General features: G+C 68.7%; 16 protein-coding genes. 12 read left to right on the top strand and 4 right to left on the bottom strand.

The genetic code is table 11. The annotated features are described in order from the left end of the window. The first annotated feature begins 120 nt into the window (after positions 1-120). Together FPZ47_RS06020 and FPZ47_RS06015 are read left to right on the top strand one after the other, a co-directional pair. Complete coding sequence (locus FPZ47_RS06020; protein ID WP_144949583.1) at positions 121-924, top strand: enoyl-CoA hydratase; 804 nt, start codon at positions 121-123, stop codon at positions 922-924. A gap of 74 nt (positions 925-998) precedes the next feature. Continuing rightward, the gene (locus tag FPZ47_RS06015; RefSeq protein ID WP_144949586.1) at positions 999-2,357 is read left to right on the top strand and encodes a DUF2867 domain-containing protein; all 1,359 of its coding nucleotides are present in this window, start codon (positions 999-1,001) and stop codon (positions 2,355-2,357) included. Between the two features lie 107 nt (positions 2,358-2,464). Here the strand turns inward: FPZ47_RS06015 and FPZ47_RS06010 are convergent, their stop codons facing one another. Beyond that, the gene (locus FPZ47_RS06010) at positions 2,465-3,184 is read right to left on the bottom strand and encodes a CPBP family intramembrane glutamic endopeptidase (protein WP_144949589.1); all 720 of its coding nucleotides are present in this window, start codon (positions 3,182-3,184) and stop codon (positions 2,465-2,467) included. Then, positions 3,181-4,323: an NAD(P)H-binding protein gene (locus FPZ47_RS06005; RefSeq protein WP_144949592.1), complete on the bottom strand. Its 1,143-nt coding sequence runs from the start codon at positions 4,321-4,323 to the stop codon at positions 3,181-3,183. The genes FPZ47_RS06010 and FPZ47_RS06005 overlap by 4 nt, the downstream gene beginning before the upstream one ends. A gap of 133 nt (positions 4,324-4,456) precedes the next feature. On the opposite strand from FPZ47_RS06005, the gene FPZ47_RS06000 reads away from it, so the two are divergent. Both FPZ47_RS06000 and FPZ47_RS05995 read left to right on the top strand, forming a co-directional pair. Further along, the gene (locus tag FPZ47_RS06000; RefSeq protein ID WP_144949595.1) at positions 4,457-4,957 is read left to right on the top strand and encodes an isoprenylcysteine carboxyl methyltransferase family protein; all 501 of its coding nucleotides are present in this window, start codon (positions 4,457-4,459) and stop codon (positions 4,955-4,957) included. Next, positions 4,954-5,970 carry an NAD(P)/FAD-dependent oxidoreductase gene (locus FPZ47_RS05995; RefSeq protein WP_144949597.1) on the top strand — a complete coding sequence of 339 codons (1,017 nt, stop codon included), beginning with the start codon at positions 4,954-4,956 and terminating at the stop codon, positions 5,968-5,970. Before FPZ47_RS06000 ends, FPZ47_RS05995 begins: the two co-directional genes overlap by 4 nt. A 66-nt stretch (positions 5,971-6,036) precedes the next feature. On the opposite strand, the gene FPZ47_RS05990 is transcribed toward FPZ47_RS05995, so the two are convergent. Together FPZ47_RS05990 and FPZ47_RS05985 are read right to left on the bottom strand one after the other, a co-directional pair. Continuing rightward, positions 6,037-6,852, bottom strand: coding sequence for a crotonase/enoyl-CoA hydratase family protein (locus FPZ47_RS05990; RefSeq protein WP_144949600.1), 816 nt, complete (start codon positions 6,850-6,852; stop codon positions 6,037-6,039). After that, entirely contained in the window at positions 6,849-7,997 is a 1,149-nt protein-coding gene (locus FPZ47_RS05985; RefSeq protein ID WP_144949603.1) for a thiolase family protein, read from the bottom strand. Before FPZ47_RS05985 ends, FPZ47_RS05990 begins: the two co-directional genes overlap by 4 nt. Positions 7,998-8,277: 280 nt before the next feature. Between FPZ47_RS05985 and FPZ47_RS05980 the strand changes: the two genes are divergently transcribed. From FPZ47_RS05980 to FPZ47_RS05945, 8 genes are all read left to right on the top strand, one after another. Continuing rightward, entirely contained in the window at positions 8,278-8,571 is a 294-nt protein-coding gene (locus FPZ47_RS05980) for a hypothetical protein (RefSeq protein WP_144949605.1), read from the top strand. 126 nt (positions 8,572-8,697) lie between these two features. Beyond that, positions 8,698-9,369 carry a TetR/AcrR family transcriptional regulator gene (locus FPZ47_RS05975; protein WP_144949607.1) on the top strand — a complete coding sequence of 224 codons (672 nt, stop codon included), beginning with the start codon at positions 8,698-8,700 and terminating at the stop codon, positions 9,367-9,369. 673 nt (positions 9,370-10,042) lie between these two features. Then, positions 10,043-10,756, top strand: coding sequence for an MlaE family ABC transporter permease (locus FPZ47_RS05970; protein ID WP_425461749.1), 714 nt, complete (start codon positions 10,043-10,045; stop codon positions 10,754-10,756). A gap of 1 nt (position 10,757) precedes the next feature. Continuing rightward, positions 10,758-11,639, top strand: coding sequence for an MlaE family ABC transporter permease (locus FPZ47_RS05965; protein WP_144949611.1), 882 nt, complete (start codon positions 10,758-10,760; stop codon positions 11,637-11,639). Positions 11,640-11,644: 5 nt separating this feature from the next. Beyond that, positions 11,645-12,952 (top strand): MCE family protein, encoded by a 1,308-nt coding sequence (locus tag FPZ47_RS05960; RefSeq protein ID WP_144949613.1) that lies wholly within the window; start codon positions 11,645-11,647, stop codon positions 12,950-12,952. A gap of 13 nt (positions 12,953-12,965) precedes the next feature. Next, positions 12,966-14,006 carry a virulence factor Mce family protein gene (locus FPZ47_RS05955; RefSeq protein WP_144949615.1) on the top strand — a complete coding sequence of 347 codons (1,041 nt, stop codon included), beginning with the start codon at positions 12,966-12,968 and terminating at the stop codon, positions 14,004-14,006. Continuing rightward, the gene (locus FPZ47_RS05950) at positions 14,003-15,562 is read left to right on the top strand and encodes a virulence factor Mce family protein (RefSeq protein WP_144949618.1); all 1,560 of its coding nucleotides are present in this window, start codon (positions 14,003-14,005) and stop codon (positions 15,560-15,562) included. Before FPZ47_RS05955 ends, FPZ47_RS05950 begins: the two co-directional genes overlap by 4 nt. Then, on the top strand, positions 15,559-17,118 hold the full coding sequence (locus FPZ47_RS05945) for a virulence factor Mce family protein (RefSeq protein WP_144949620.1): 1,560 nt from the start codon (positions 15,559-15,561) through the stop codon (positions 17,116-17,118). Before FPZ47_RS05950 ends, FPZ47_RS05945 begins: the two co-directional genes overlap by 4 nt. The last annotated feature ends 16 nt before the right edge of the window (positions 17,119-17,134 follow it).

Genomic DNA, 17,134 nt, shown 5'->3' with positions numbered 1-17,134 from the left:
TGCACCGACCCTTCGTCCGCTCCGACGCCCGGCGACCGGCGGTGAGGTCGAACTACCGGCCGTTGGCATCTTTGCAGCCGCAGTCGGGGGCCGCGCGCCCCGGTCACCTAGGGTGGCCCCATGGAACCCGGCATCGACACACTGGCGCCCGTCGCAGGCCTTGCCGTCGCGCTGTCCGACGGCGTGCTGTCGGTCACCATCGACCGGCCCGAGAGCCTCAACTCGCTGACCACCCCGGTGCTGGCCGGGATCGCCGATGCGATGGAACGCGCGGCCGCCGATCCCCGGGTCAGGGTGGTGCGCCTGGGCGGTTCGGGCCGCGGCTTCTGCTCGGGCGCCGGCATGAGCGCCGACGACCTGGCGGGCGCCGGCCCGGGAACCGAGGTTCTCGCGCAGGCGAACCGCGCCGTGCGGGCGATCGTCGCGCTGCCGCGGCCGGTGGTCGCCGTGGTGCACGGGCCGGCGGCGGGTGTGGGGGTGTCGCTGGCGCTGGCATGCGATGTCGTATTGGCTTCGGAGAAGGCGTTTTTCCTGCTTGCCTTCACGCGGATCGGCCTGATGCCCGACGGCGGCGCGTCGGCGTTGGTCGCCGCGGCGATCGGCCGGATCCGCGCGCTGCGCATGGCGCTGCTGGCCGAGCGGTTGCCGGCCGCCGACGCGTTGGCCTGGGGCCTGGTCTCCGCGGTGTACCCGGCGCAAGACTTCGACGCCGAGGTCGACAAGGTGGTTTCGAGGCTGCTGGCCGGTCCGGCCGTGGCCTACGCCAGGACCAAGGATGCCATCAACGCCGCCACGCTGACCGAACTGGAGCCGACCCTGCAGCGTGAATTCGACGGGCAGGCCGTCCTGCTGCGGGCGCACGATTTCATCGAGGGCGCGACGGCGTTCCAGGAGCGCCGCACCCCACAGTTCAGCGACCATTGACCGCTTAGGACTCGCCGGAAGCGGCAATCCCTGCCTGCGTCAGCTCCGAATGACCGGCGAAGAACGGAGAACCGATGGCGCAACGAGTTCGGTGCCTGGTGACCGGCGCGACCGGCTACATCGGCGCCCGGTTGGTGCCGCGACTGCTGGACGAAGGCCATCAGGTGCGGGCGCTGGCCCGCAACCCGGACAAGCTGGCCGACGTGCCCTGGCGGGAACAGGCCCCGGAAAAGGCCGAGGTGGTTCGCGGCGACCTGGGCGACGTCGAGTCGCTGATCGCGGCGTTCGACGGGATGGACGTCGTCTACTACCTGGTGCATTCGATGGGCATCTCGAAGAATTTCGCCACCGAGGAATCCCGGGCCGTCGGCAACGTCGTGACGGCCGCCCGCCGCACCGGGGTGCGGCGGGTGGTGTACCTGAGCGGTTTGCACCCGGAGGGCCGCAAGCTTTCGCCGCATCTCGAGTCGCGAAAAGCCGTGGGCGAGGCGCTGATCGGCTCCGGCATCGAGACCGTGGTACTTCAGGCCGGGGTGGTCGTGGGGTCGGGGTCGGCGTCCTTCGAGATGATCCGGCACCTCACCGACCGGCTGCCGGTGATGACCACGCCGAAGTGGGTGCACAACAAGATTCAGCCCATCGCGGTGAGCGATGTGCTGCACTACCTGGCGGCCGCGGCAACGGCCCCGGTGCCGATGAAGGACAGGGCGCGCACCTGGGACATCGGCGGACCCGATGTCCTGGAATACGGCGACATGATGCGGGTCTACGCGGAGGTGGCCGGCCTGTGGCCGCGCCGGTTGATCGTGCTGCCGTTCCTGACACCCACGATCGCCAGCCTGTGGGTGGGGACCGTGACGCCGATCCCGCCCGGGCTGGCGCGGCCGCTGATCGAGTCGCTGGAATGCGACGCGGTGATGCGCAACCACGACATCGACGGCATCATCGCGCCGCCACAGGACGGACTCACCGACTACCGTCGCGCCGTCGCGCTGGCACTCGACCGCGCAAAGCGGGGCCTTACCGACGCCACCTGGGCCTCGCTGCGGTCCGCGCCGGCCGAGGCCCTGCCCAGCGACCCGGACTGGGCCGGCGAGGTCGTCTACGCGGACGTGCGGGCCGCCGTGACCGACGCCGCGCCCGACGACCTCTGGCGGGCGGCCGAGAACGTCGTGGGCGGCCGCGGACATTGGGCGGTGGCCGAGCGCGAACCCGGCCGGCTGCTGCGGCTGCGCGGGACCCGGCGCCGGCCGGGGCGGGAGTGGCTCGAGATCTCGGTGACGCCGCGCGACGGCGGCGGCAGCAGGTATTCGCAACGGGCGGCCTTCTTGCCGAGCGGCATCGTCGGCCGGCTGTACTGGTTGCTGGCGCGGCCCGTGCACGCGGCCGCGCTCGCCCGCCTGGCCCGCCGGGTCCTCGCCGCGGCGCGGTAGTCGGGCGAACGGAGTTCTCGGGTGGGCGAGATCGACCTTTTGCAGCGCGCTCCTCGAACTTTTCCTGCGAAACGCCGATCTCGACGGCGCCTCGACGATCGTTCTAGCTAGACGCCGAACATCGGCGGCAGTGCCAGCACCATGATCAGTCCCCAGACGACGTGGGTCAGCACCGGCGCGAGGACACCGCCGGTGGCCCGGCGCTCCGCGGCGCACACGGTCCCCAGGATGATCGCGGCGAACCCCAGCATCGGGTTGCCGCTGGCCATCGTGGCAACGGTGTAGAGCAGGGTCGAGATCACCACCGGGTGGTGCCGGCCCAGCGCGGTGTAGAGCGCGCCGCGAAAGAAGATCTCCTCGGCCACCGCGTTGATGGCGATGATCACGACGATGAACAGATAAGACCCGTGGGCGAAGAGCAGCACCCGGGTGATCAACTCGGCGACCGCCGGAATCTTCCTGGCGACCAGCCCGCCCACCACGAACACGGCGCCGATCAGCAGGCCGATGGTCAGCCCGGAGATGACCGGCCGCTGGTTGCGCCCGCGCCAGCACACGCCCCCCAGGTGCAGCGAACCCGAGGCGAACGCGCCCGCTATCCATACGGCGGCCAGCGCCAGGGTGAGCCAGTAGAAACTCGACTCGCCGGGGTGGCGCCGCAGCGAGAATCCCAGCACCGCGGCGCCGACGACGAGCGTGACGCTGACGACGACGCGGCGGCGCCGCACGAGGCCGGGCGGTTCGTTCCGGGGCGCGGCGACATTGGTCATCGCGCGGCGCAGCTCGGAGGCGGCGCTGGCGCGCCCGGGAGCGGTCGGCCCGCTCATGCGGGGTGCGCCTTCGGGGTGACGGCGACGAGGACTTCCAGGCCGGTCCGCAGCAGCCCGGCCAGCGGGCCGGGGACGCGGTTCACCAGCCGCAGCGTGGGACGGGCGAAGGGCGGTGTGACCGCCCGCGCGATCCGGCGGATCCACAGCGCGTCGCCACCGGCCCAGGCGGGATCGCTGTCGGCGAGATGGTGCGGATCGGCGAGGGCGTTGACGGGCTGCGGCCTGCGGTTGGCCGTCACCGCACGTGCGACGGCGTCCTCGACGCCGAGCAGGCCGCCGGGCGGGTCGGGCACCCGCTCGCGCAGTCCGCTGTCCGACGCCACCATCGGATGATCCAGCGACGCGACGAGGTCGGAGGCCAATCCGTGGGGAACCGGCAGCGCGACCCCGGTGATCAGTGACGCCAGCGCGATGTCGACCGGGCCGACCGGCACGGCGGCATGCCAGCGGCCCGACACGCGCGCGTAGGTCTCGAGCAACTCCCGGTAGGTGGTGGTGTCGGGGCCGGCGATGTCGTGGGCCCCCGCGGGCACCCGGTCGGGGTCCGCCGCGGCGACGAGGTAGTGCAGCACGTCGCGGATGGAGATCGGGTCGATCGGGTTGTCCATCCAGGTGGGAATCGGGATCAACGGGAACCGGTCTCCGACGTAACGCATCATCTCGAACGACGTGGAACCGGCGCCGATGATGATCGCCGCGCCCAGCCAGACGAGTTCCGGGCCGTCCTCGAGCGTCAGCGCCGCGGCCACCTCGGCCCGGCTGGCCAGGTGCTCCGACAGGGCCTCGCCGGCGGGGACGAACCCGCCCAGGTAGACGATGCGGCGCACACCGGCGTCCCTGGCCGCCGCCGCGACGTTGGCCGCCGCGGCCCGGTCGGCGTCGCGGAACCCGCGCTGACCGATCGCGTGTATCAGGTAATACACCACCTCGACGGGGCCCCCCGCGGCCATCCCGGATCGCACCGACTCGGGATCCGACGCGTCCAGGGTGACCGCCGTCACGTCCGCGTGCCACCCGAGACGCCTCAGGCGCGCCGGGTTCCGGGAGGCCGCCACGACCTGATGCTGGTTGGCCAGCAGCGCCGTGACCAGCCGCGATCCCACGTAGCCAGTGGCACCGGTGACCAGGATCCGCATACTTGCCCACCCTAGCGGCCGCGCGGGCGCGCGCGGCGCCGCTGAACCGATCCCGCGGCGGCATCGTGAGCCCAGATGTGTCAGCAGCCGCCGCCCATTGGCCCCCCGGGTCCGGTCACGGGATAGTGGTCCCATGTATTACCTGCTGATCCTGGCGGTCGGGCTGGAACGCCTGGTGGAACTGGTGGTGTCGAAGCGGAACGCCGAGTGGTCTCTCGCCCGGGGTGCCAGGGAGTTCGGCCGGCCGCACTACGTGGTGATGGTGGTCATCCACGCGGCGCTGCTGGTGGGCTGCGTCGTCGAACCGTGGGCTCTGCATCGGCCGTTCATCGCGTGGCTGGGCTGGCCGATGCTGGCCGTGGTGGCGCTCGGCCAGGGGCTGCGCTGGTGGTGCATCGCGACACTGGGCCACCGGTGGAACACCCGGGTCATCGTGTTGCCGGACGCTCCGCTGGTGCGCGAGGGGCCGTACCGGTGGCTGCATCATCCGAACTATGTTGCCGTGGTGGCCGAGGGAATCGCGTTGCCGCTGGTGCACACCGCGTGGGTGACCGCGGCCCTGTTCACCGTGGCCAACGCGGCCCTGCTGCGGGTGCGGGTGCGCGTGGAAAACTCCGCGCTGGGCTACACATGACGAGCTACGACGCCGACCTGCTGGTCGTCGGCGGCGGACCGGGGGGCCTCGCCACGGCGTTACACGCGCGCCGGCGCGGGCTTTCGGTGGTGGTGGTCGAGCCGCGGGACGGCCCCGTCGACAAGGCGTGCGGTGAGGGGTTGATGCCCGGCGGGCTCTCCGAGCTGACTGCGCTCGGTGTCGACCCGGCCGGTATGCCGTTCCGCGGGATCGCCTACGTGAGCGATCGCCGTCGGGCGCAGGCGCGATTTCGCAACGGCCCCGGGCGGGGCGTACGACGGACCACCCTGCACGCGGCACTGGAAGCGCGGGCGAAACAACAAGACACGGAATGGATTCGGGCGCGGGTGACGGCCGTCGAGCAGGACGCGGGTGGCGTGACGGCGGCCGGTGTGCGCGCGAAGTGGTTGGTGGCGGCCGACGGGCTGCATTCGACGGTCCGCCGCGCGGTGGGGATCACCGCGAGGGCCGGAACACCCCGTCGCTACGGCGTCCGCCGGCATTTCCGCGTGCCGGCGTGGTCGGAGTTCGTCGAAGTGCACTGGTCGCGGTGGGGCGAGGCATACGTGACGCCGGTCGAACCGGACCTGGTGGGCGTGGCGATCCTGTCCCGCGGGCGGCCCGACCTGGCCTGGTTCCCGGAGCTGGAACGGCGCCTGGCGGGTGCCGATCGCGGGCCCGCGCGCGGCTGCGGTCCGCTGCGCCAGGTGGTTTCGCGCCGGGTCGCCGGGCGCGTGCTGTTGGTCGGCGACGCGGCCGGCTACGAGGACGCACTGACCGGCGAGGGCATCAGCCTCGCGGTCAAGCAGGCGGCGGCGGTCATCGACGCCATCGCCGCCGACGCACCCGCGTCGTACGAGGCCGCCTGGCACCGGGTCACCCGCGACTACCGGTGGCTCACCCGCGCACTGGTGCTGGCCAGCGCGCCACCTTTGACCCGCCGGGCCGTCGTCCCGGTGTCCACCCTGCTGCCCCCCGCCTTCCGGTGGGGAGTGAACATCCTGGGGAGCTAGCGCGAGCAGACGCAAAATCCCCGAAAAGCAAGGCTTTTTGCGGGATTTTGCGTCTGCTCGCGGTGTCTAACGGGCCTTCCAGACCGGCTCGCGCTTCTCGGCGAACGCCAGCGGTCCCTCCCTGGCGTCCTCGGATTTCAGCAGCGTGCGCATCTCGCGGACGGTGCGCTCCCAGCCGGGCTCCTCGTCGGCGACGACGCCGTCGTCGACCCCGTAGGCGATGCGCTTGCTGGCCTGTACGGACAGCGGCGCATTGACGGTGATCCGTGCGGCGAGCGCCAGCGCGGCGTCGAGCACGGAGCCTTTTTCGGGACCCTCCCCGACGACCTGGTTGATCAGGCCCCACCGGCACGCGTCGGAGGCCGTGATCGGCTCGCCGGTCATCAGCAGTTCCATGGCCACCTTGCGGGGCAGGTGGTTCATGATCCGAAAGACGCCACCGGCCGCGGCGATGAGCCCCCGCTTGACCTCCGGCAGCCCGAACGTGGCGCCCTCGGTGGCCACCACCAGGTCGCTGGCCATCGCGATCTCGGTGCCGCCGCCCAGTGCGGTGCCGTTGACCGCGGCGATGGTGGGCTTGTCGATGAAGTGGTGCACGTAGCCGGCGAAGCCCCATTCCCCGTGCTCGGGGTGATACAGGTTCTCGCGGCGCGCGAGCGCCTTGAGGTCGGCACCGGCGCAGAACGACTTGTCGCCCGCGCCGGTGACGACGACGGCCCGCACCTCGGGGTCGTGCCCGGCCTCTTCGAGCGCGTCGCCGACCCCGATGCTGACCGCGCCGTTGATCGCGTTGCGGGCCTCCGGCCGGTTGATGGTGATGACTGCCACGTTGCCGCGACGTTCGACCAGCACCGCGGGCCGGCCGGTGTCGCCTTCCGTCACAGCAGCTCCAGGATGGTGGCGTTGGCCTGGCCGCCGCCCTCGCACATCGTCTGCAGGCCGTAGCGAATTCCCTTGTCCCGCATGTGGTAGAGCAGCGTGGTCATCAGCCGCGCCCCCGAGCCACCGAGCGGGTGGCCGAGCGCGATCGCGCCGCCGTTGGGGTTGAGCTTCTTCTCGTCGGCGCCGATGTCCTTGCGCCAGGCCATGGGGACCGGGGCGAAGGCCTCGTTGACCTCGTAGGCGCCGATCTCGCCGATGCTCAACCCGGAGCGCTTCAGCACCTTCTGGGTGGCCGGGATCGGCGCGGTCAGCATGATCACCGGGTTGGCTCCGGCCAGCGTCGCCGTGTGCACCCTTGCGATCGGCTTGAGCCCCAACGACTTCGCCTTCTCTGCGGACATGAACAGCAGGGCGGCCGAACCGTCGGAGATCTGCGAGGAGTTGCCGGCGTGGATCACGCCGTCCTCCTTGAACGCCGGCTTCAGCGACGCCATCTTCTCCATCGGCGTGCCGCGGCGGATGCCCTCGTCCTTGAGCACCATGTTGCCGTCCTGGTCCTTGATGCCCACGATCTGGTCGTCGAAGGCGCCGGAATCCTGTGCTGCAGCGGATTTTTCGTGCGAAGCCAGCGAGAACTCGTCGAGTGCGGTGCGGCTCAGGCCCCACTGCTCGGCGATCATCTCGGCGCCGATGCCCTGGTTGGGCACCTGGCGGTCGTAGCGGTTCATGAACGCGTCCGGGTACGGCCGCCCGCCGTTGGCCAGCGACGACCCCATCGGCGTGCGCGACATCGACTCCACCCCGCCGGCGACGACCACGTCGTAGTGGCCGGCGACCACACCGGCCGCGGCGAAGTGCACCGACTGCTGGCTCGACCCGCACTGGCGGTCGACGGTCACACCCGGAACCGTCTCCGGCCAGCCGGCGGTCAGCGGCGCGGTGCGGCCGATGTCGAGGGCCTGCTCACCGGCCTGCATGACGCAACCCCAGATGACGTCGTCGACGATTCCCGGGTCGATGCCGGCCCTGTCGACCAAACCGTTGAGGACCTGTGCGGACAGATCCGCGGGGTGCACGCCGGACAGCCCGCCGTTGCGCTTGCCGACGGGTGAGCGGACTGCCTCGACGATGACGGCTTCAGCCATTGATGTGTCTCCTTTGACGCGTGTCTGCAAACGAAGTGTTGTCGCTCGATTGTCAACCAACGCGTTGGGAGATCGGGCGGCGGGGTGGTCCGGCGCCGGTCCCGGCCCCGGCGGGGCCCGGCGCGTGATCACCGACTTGTCGCCAAGCGACTTACGACCCGTCGAGGAGGGTCGTAATGCCCTGGTCCCCCGCGGTGTCCGGAGAGACAATTCGCGCAGGTCCGCACCAGGTCGAGGGCCGGACCCGAGGAAATCAACCTCGCGCTAAGGGAGTGCACTGATGCAAAACGGCGTAGCGGTCCACAACAACGCGGCCCCTCAGCGGCACGCCCGGGATGCCGAACTCCTGAAGGAATCGGGTGTGCACAAGCTCGTCGTCGCAGACCGCGACGGCAACTGCCTGGCGTTCGTGCTGGCGTGGGACAGCTTCGACTATGACGCCGAGACCGACACCTATGTCTGCGTGGTCGACAGTGATGGCAGAGAACTCATGACCGTGTACGCCGCCGGTGAGATCAGGCCGGGAGCCGACGCGAACATGTATGTCCTGACTGCGCCCGACCAGCGCAGCTGACGGGTTGGCCCGGCCCGTAGCCGCACCGGGCGCCGAGAACGTGTGCCGTCGCGGATCCTCAACGCGCGACAGCTATGATAGACCGTTCGTACGGTTAGTTCACGCCCACAAAAGGGTTGATGGTCAATGCCCAGATCGCCTGGCAGGCGCAGCGAGATCCTGGATGCCTTTGTCCGCTATGTCGCTGAACGTGGTTACGATAGAACAAATATCGGCGACATCGCCGGCGAGCTCGGCATGTCCAAGGGCACCATCGTCCATCACTTCGGGACCAAGGTGCAGATGCTGCGGGAGCTCGAGGAAAACCAGCTGGCCCGCCAACTCGAGGTACTGGGGATGGTGTGGGGTCGCCTGGGGGCACCGCACGAGCGCATCGCCGCGATCATCTACACGTCCGCGCTGCTCCACGCGCTCGACCGCAACGCGACGGTGGCGAGTCAGCGCGAGGTGGTCCAGTTGTCCGACGATCCGGCGATGCGGCAAGCGCGTAAGTTGCGTCGTCAGTTGCAAAGGCTCGCGGTTGACGAGATCCGCAACGGCGTGGAGGTCGGGGTTTTCCGAAGCGTGGACGTCGAACTGGCGGCACTGCAGCTGTGGGGATCACTGGAGTGGATGTGGGTGTGGTTCGCTCCCAACGATTCCCGGACACCCGAACAGGTCGGGGCCGCGTTCGTCGACGTGTTCCTCGGCGGACTGCTGCTCGACCGCCTGGGGCTCAGCAAGTGGGCGGACCCTGCCTCGGACGTCGTCGCGGTGGTGCGCGAATCCCTGGCCGCGGTCGCGGGCACCGCGGGTTGACCGCATAGCCACGGAATGCCGTGCGCGGGCGCGTCGTCGGCCGTAACCGGCCGGCCTCAGGACCGCGCGGAGCGCCACGGCCGCGAAACCTTTCAACCGTACGCTCGGTCCGCGTAGCCGGCAGGCAATGCCGCCGAATCCCCACCTAACGCACCGGGCAAGCACGAAAGCCCCAGGGGCCAAAAAGGCTCAGGACCAAAAAGACCCTGGACAGAAAGCCCCAGGACCAAAAGCCTAGGGACCAAAAGTTTAGGGACCAAAAGTTTAGGGACCAAAAGTTTAGGGACCAAAAAGGCTCAGGGACAGAAGGACTGCGGAGGGCGGACCGGGCATTTCCGCGACGGGTCCACACCGATCCAGGTGCGGCCATGCTCGTTATTGACTGACCGTACGGTCTAATGCAATAGTGGCTCGTGGGGCAAACGAGAGCGACATGGATCCCGGGCGCAGCGGTCCGGGCCGCCGGCCGGGCAGGCTCCAGCCGACGAAGCCGGACACCGTCGCAGTCGCCGCAACCTCCTAGCAGCTCTGTCGCGGAACACTTTTCGCGACGACGATGCCCGGCCCGTGCGCTGCCTCGGGGACGGCGCCGATGACGACCTCGAGCGCGATCGCCGGAAGACTCGGGCGCCGCCTCCGGCCGGGGACCGAAGTGGCCGGCGGGTTCTTCCGGATGTGCGTGCTGACGGGCAAAGCCCTGAAAAAACCCTTCGAATGGCGTGAGTTCATCTGGGTTGGCTGGTTCCTGATGCGGGTCTCGCTGTTGCCCACCATCGCGGTGTCCATCCCGGAAACCGTGTTGCTCATCTTCACGCTCAACGTCCTGCTGGCCGAGTTCGGCGCCGCCGACGTCTCCGGCGCCGGTGCCGGGATCGCGGCGGTCACCCAGCTCGGTCCGATCGTGACGGTGCTGGTGGTCGCCGGCGCCGGGGGCACCGCCATCTGCGCCGACCTCGGCTCGCGCACCATCCGCGAGGAGATCGATGCGCTCGAGGTGCTCGGCATCGACCCGATCCACCGGCTGGTGGTGCCGCGCGTCGTCGCCTCGATGCTCGTCGCGGTGCTGCTCAACGGCCTCGTGGTCGCCGTCGGCCTGGGGGGCGGCTACCTCTTCAGCGTGTACCTGCAGAACGTCTCGAGCGGCGCCTACCTCTCGACGCTGACGGCGCTCACCGGCCTACCGGAGGTGGTGATCGCGTTTATCAAGGCCGCGACGTTCGGGCTGATCGCCGGCCTGGTCGGCTGTTACCGCGGGCTGATCGTCCGCGGCGGATCCAAGGGCCTGGGCACCGCCGTCAACGAGACGGTGGTGCTGTGCTTCATCGCGCTGTTCGCGGTCAACGCGGCGCTGACCACCATCGGTGTCCGGTTCGGAACGGGGCACTGACATGACCGTGACGGCGGGAACTGCCGAGGACACAACGGCCGCCCCGGTGCGCGGCCGCTTCCCCTGGGCGCGATACGGCGAGGCCCCGGTGCGGCTCCTGGTCGAGATCGGCCAGATGATCTGGTTCGCGCTGTCGACGGTGGGCCAGATCCCCTTCGCCGTGCGCCGCTACCCGAAAGAGTTGCTGCGGTTGATCGCCCAGATGGGGATGGGTACCGGGGCGATGGCCGTCGTCGGTGGCACCGCCGCCATCGTCGGATTCATCACCCTGTCCGCGGGCTCACTGGTCGCCATCCAGGGCTTCGCGTCTCTGGGAAACATCGGTGTCGAAGCGTTCACCGGCTTCTTGGCCGCAATGGTCAATGTGCGGTTCGTGGCGCCGGTGGCCGCGGGGCAGGCGCTGGCCGCCACGGTTGGCGCCGGAGCCACCGCCGAACTGGGCGCGATGCGCATCAGCGAGGAGATCGACGCGCTGGATGTGATGAGCATCCGGTCGGTCGCCTACCTGGCGTCGACCCGGGTGGTGGCGGGCCTGGTCGTCATCATCCCGCTCTACGGGTTGGCGATTACCCTCGCCTTCCTGTCCGCGCAGGTCACCACGGTCGTGCTGTACGGGCAGTCCACCGGCACGTACAACCACTACTTCCATACCTTCCTGCGCCTCAACGATGTGGGCTGGTCGTTCGCCGAGGTGATCCTCGTCGCGGTGGTCGTGATGACCACGCACTGCTACTACGGCTACACCGCCAGCGGCGGGCCGGTCGGCGTCGGTGAGGCGGTCGGCCGTTCGATGCGGCTGTCATTGGTGACCATCGTTATGGTGGTCGTTCTGACCGCGATGGCGGTCTACGGCAAAAACCCGAACTTCAACCTCACCGGCTAGCCATCATGACGATCCCGGTGCAGCAGAACCCGCCACGCATCCCGCCGTACAAGACGACGGCCGTGGCGTTCCTGGTGGTCGCCGCGGCGGTGCTGGCGTTGGTGTGGTTGCAGTTCCGGGGCGAATTCACCCCGACCACGGCCTTGACGATGCTGGCTCCCCGGTCGGGTCTGGTGATGGACCCGGGCTCCAAGGTCACCTACAACGGCGTGGAAATCGGCCGCGTGGCCAGCATTTCGGAGATCGAGCGGGACGGCATCCCGGCGGCCAAGTTCGTCCTGGACGTGAATCCGAAGTACATCGGGCTGATTCCTGCCAATGTCGACGCCAACATCAAGGCAACCACGGTGTTCGGCAACAAATACGTATCGTTGACCTCGCCGAAACACCCTACGCCGCAGCGCATCACGCCGCAGCAGGTGATCGATGCGAGGTCGGTCACGACGGAGTTCAATACGTTGTTCGAGACCCTCACCTCGATCGTGCAGAAGGTGGACCCGGTCAAGGTGAACCTGACGCTGGCGGCGGCCGCGCAGGCGCTGGCCGGCTTGGGCGACAAGTTCGGGCAGTCGATCGTCAACGGCAACGCCATCCTCGACGACGTCAATCCGCGAATGCCGCAGCTCCGGCACGACATCGCGCGGCTGGCGGCCCTGGGCGACACCTACTCCAAGGCCGCGCCGGATCTGCTGGACGCGCTCAACAATGCGGTCATCACGGCGCGCACCCTGCACCGGCAGGAAGCCGACCTGGACTCCGCGTTGCTGGCCGCGACCGGGTTGGGCAACACCGGGGAAGACATCTTCCGGCGCGGCGGGCCCTACCTGCAGCGAGGTGCCGCCGATCTGGTGCCCACCGCCGGACTGCTCGACACCTACAGCCCCGAGATCTTCTGCACCATCCGCAATTACTACGACGAAGAACCCGCGGCCTACGCGACGACGGGCGGCGGCAACGGCTACGCGCTGAGAACCATGACCGAGCTGACGTCCGGGCTGGGAGGCATCCTGACGCTGCCCGGGCTGGCCGGCACGGTGGCCACCGGGGGCCTGCTGGGGCTGGCCGGGCTGGTCGGCGGGGCGCCGAATCCGTATGTCTACCCGGACAATCTGCCCCGGGTGAATGCCCGCGGCGGTCCGGGCGGCGCGCCGGGTTGCTGGCAGCAGGTCACCCACGACCTTTGGCCCGCTCCCGAATTGGTGCTGGACACCGGCGCCAGCCTCGCGCCGTACAACCACCTGGATACCGGCTCGCCGTACGCCATCGAATACGTGTGGGGCCGCCAAGTCGGAGACAACACGATCAACCCATGACAGTGATGAACCCATGAAAGTAAACGGCTCCGCCATCAAGCTCGGCATCGTCTCGTTGGTGCTGGCGCTCATCACCGTCTCGATCGTCGTGGTGTTCGCTCAGATCCGCTTCAACAGCACCAACAGCTATATCGCGGAGTTCAGCAATGGCAGCGGCCTGAAAGACGGCCAGTTCGTCCGCGCTTCCGGGGTCGAGGTCGGCAAGGTCAACAAGGTGCGGCTGACCGACGGCGGCACGAAGGTACAGGTGGACTTCGTCGTCGACCGCTCGATACCGCTCTACCAGTCGACGACCGCCCAGATCCGCTATCTCAATCTGTTCGCCGACCGCTACCTGGAACTCAAGCGCGGCGAGGGTGAGGGCGCCGACCGGGTCCTGCCGCCGGGCGGATTCATCCCGCTGTCCCGGACTTCACCGGCGCTCGACCTCGACGCCCTGATCGGTGGTTTCAAGCCGCTGTTCCGGGCACTGGACCCGGAAAAGGTCAACACCATCGCCTCGGCCATCATCACCGTGTTTCAGGGTCAGGGCGGCACGATCAACGACATTCTCGACCAGACCGCGCAGCTGACCGCGCACATCGCCGAGCGCGACCAGGCGATCGGCGAGGTGGTCAAGAACCTGAACGTCGTGCTGGACACCACAGTTCGGCATCGCAAGGAGTTCGACCAGACCGTCGACAACTTCGAAAGACTGATCACCGGCCTGCAAAACCACGCCGACCCGCTGGCCGCCGGCGTCGCGAACATCAGCACCGCCGCCGGGACCGTCGCCGACCTCCTGGCGGAGAACCGGGCCTTGCTGCACAAGGAGATCAACTACCTGCAGGCGCTCCAGCAACCGCTTGTCGACCAGCGTGACCAGCTCAGCGATCTCATCCACAAGACGCCGACGGCGCTCAACCTCATCGGTCGCAGCATCGGCCTGTACGGGGACTGGGTGAACTTCTACCTCTGCGACCTCTCGATCAGATGGAACGGGCTGCAGCCCGGCGGGCCCGTGCGTACGGTGCGGATCTGGCAGCAGCCCACGGGCAGGTGCACGCCGCAATGAGAACACTGACGGAATTCAACCGCGTCCGCGTCGGGCTGATGGGCATCACCGTGCTGGGACTCGTCGTCGCCGTCGGCCAGAGCTTCACCAGCGTCCCGATGATGTTCGCCAGTCCAAGCTACTACGGGCAGTTCACCGACACCGGCCAATTGAACAAAGGTGACAAAGTGCGCATCTCCGGCGTGAATGTCGGCACGGTGCAAGCGTTCGACATCGACGGCGACCACGTCCAGATCAAGTTCACCATCGGCCCCAACACCATCGGCACCGAGAGCCGGCTCGCGATCAAGACCGACACCATCCTGGGCAAGAAGGTGCTCGAGATCGAGCCGAAGGGGGCCAGGACATTGCCGGCCGGGGGCGTGTTGCCGCTCGGCCAGAGCACCACCCCCTATCAGCTCTACGACGCGAACTACGACATCACCAAGGCGGCCGCCGGCTGGGACGTCGACACCGTCAAGCGGTCGCTGAACGTCTTGTCGCAGACCATCGACCAGACCTACCCGCACCTGAGTGCCACACTCGACGGTTTGGCGAAATTCTCCGACACCATCGGCAAGCGCGACGAGCAGGTCAAGCACCTGCTCGCCCAGGCCAAGCAGGTAGCCGGCGTGCTCGGCGACCGCAGCGAACAAGTCAACCGGCTGCTGGTCAACGCGAAGACGCTGCTGGCCGCGTTCAACGAACGTGGAAAGGCCATTGACGCCCTGCTGCAGAACGTTTCCGCCTTCTCGGTACAGGTGCAGGGGTTCATCAACGACAACCCAAACCTCAATCCGGTACTGGAGCAGTTGCACGCCCTCAGCGACATGCTGGTGGCACGCAAAGACGACCTCGCTCAAACCCTCACGTACGTAAGTCAATTCGCCGCATCGCTCGGGGAATCCGTCGCGTCGGGACCGTACTTCAAGATCGTCCTGTCCAACCTGCTGCCCTACTGGATCTTGCAGCCGTTCGTCGACGCCGCCTTCAAGAAGCGCGGCATCGACCCGGAGGATTTCTGGCGCAGCGCCGGCCTGCCCGAGTTCCGCTGGCCCGACCCCAACGGCACCCGCTTCCCCAACGGCGCGCCGCCACCCGCACCTCCGGTAACCGAAGGCACCCCGGACCATCCGGGACCGGCCGTGCCACCGGGCACCGCATGTTCGTATACCCCACCAAGCGACGCGCTGCCGCGGCCGTGGAATCCGTTGCCATGCGCGGGTGTCGACGCCGGACCGTTCGGCGGCAGCTTCCCCGCACCGATCGACGTGCAGGCGTCGCCGCCGAACCCCAACGGCCTGCCGCCGGCACCGGGGATCGGAATCGCCGGGCGGCCGGGCGAGCCGCCCCCGGACGTCCCGGGCACACCGGTGCCGCTGCCGGCCAATGCGCCGCCGGGGGCGCGCACCGAGAACCTGCAACCCGCCGGCCCCGTACCGCCACCGTCGACCTTCGCGCCCGGCCTGCCGCCGGGGCCACCCGCGCCGCCCGGACCCGGGCCGCAGCTGCCGGCGCCGTACATCAACCCCGGCGGCACCGGGGGTAGCGGCGCAACGGGAGGTAGCCAGAATTGAGCACCATCTTCGATGTCCGTAAGTGGCGGTACCACAAGGTGATCGGGGCGCTGATAGTGGCGCTGGCCCTGCTCGCCGGGTTCGTCGGATGGCGGCTGTACGACAAGCTGACCACCAACACCGTGGTCGCTTACTTCCCGGAGGCGAACGCGCTCTATCCGGGCGACAAAGTCCAGATCATGGGCGTTCGCGTGGGCTCGGTCGACAAGATCGAGCCGGCCGGGGACAAGATGAAAGTGACGTTTAGCTACAAGAACAAATACAAGGTGCCGGCCGACGCGTCCGCCGTGATCCTGAACCCCACCCTGGTCGCCTCGCGAAACATTCAGTTGGAGCCACCCTACAAAGGTGGTCCGGTGATGGCCGATCATGCGGTGATACCCATCGAGCGCACGCAGGTGCCGACCGAGTGGGACCAATTGAGCCAGAGCGTCGCCAAGGTCATCTCCAAGCTCGGCCCGACACCCGAGCAGCCCAAAGGTCCTTTCGGTGACGTCATCGAGGCCTTCGCCGACGGCTTGGCCGGCAAGGGCAAGCAGATCAACACCACGCTGGACAGTCTGTCGCGGGCGTTGACCGCGTTGAACGAGGGCCGTGGGGACTTTTTCGCGGTGGTGCACAGCCTCGCGCTGTTCGTCAACGCCCTGCACAAAGACGACCGGCAGTTCGTGGCGCTGAACCAGAACCTGGCCCAGTTCACCGACAAGTTGACCGGGTCCGACCACGACCTCAGCGATGCGATCGTGCAGTTCGACAGGCTGCTTTCCACCCTGCGGCCGTTCCTGGACAAGAACCGCGGGGTGCTGACCCACGACATCGACAACCTCGCCGATCTGACGACCACGCTGGTCCAACCCGATCCGCTGAACGGCTTGGAGACCGCCCTGCACGTCCTGCCGACGCTGGAAACGAACCTCAGCCAGATCTACCACCCGTCGCACGGCGCGGTCATGTCCATCCCGGCGATACCGAACTTCGCGAACCCGATGCAGTTCCTGTGCAGCATGATTCAGGCGGGCAGCCGGCTGGGCTATCAGGATTCGGCCGAACTGTGCGCGCAGTACCTGGCGCCCGTTCTCGATGCGATCAAGTTCAACTACCTGCCCTTCGGCCTGAACCTGTTCAGCACCGCCGAGACGCTACCCAAGGAAGTCGCGTACTCGGAGCCCCGGCTGCAGCCGCCGAACGGGTACAAGGACACCACGGTGCCCGGGATCTGGGTGCCCGACACCCCGTTGTCCCACCGCAACACCCAGCCCGGCTGGGTTGCCGCGCCGGGCATGCAGGGCACCGCGGTCGGGCCGATCACGGCGGGTCTGATGGCCCCCGATTCGCTGGCCGAACTGATGGGCGGGTCGGACGCCGCTCCGCCGCCGTCGGGTCTGCAGACCCCACCGGGACCGCCGAACGCGTACGACGAGCACCCGGTGGTTTCGCCCGTGGGCGTCAATGCTCCCCAGGTGCCGATCCCGCCCCCGCCGCCGGGACCCGGCGTCGTCCCGGGACCCGTTGCGCCGACGCCCGCGTCGGCCGCAGCCGGAGGACCGGGATCGTGAAGCGCACGACGACCGT

This window comes from Mycobacterium helveticum, from assembly GCF_007714205.1.
Lineage (GTDB): Bacteria > Actinomycetota > Actinomycetes > Mycobacteriales > Mycobacteriaceae > Mycobacterium > Mycobacterium helveticum.
This window is presented reverse-complemented; position numbering and strand designations above follow the sequence as displayed.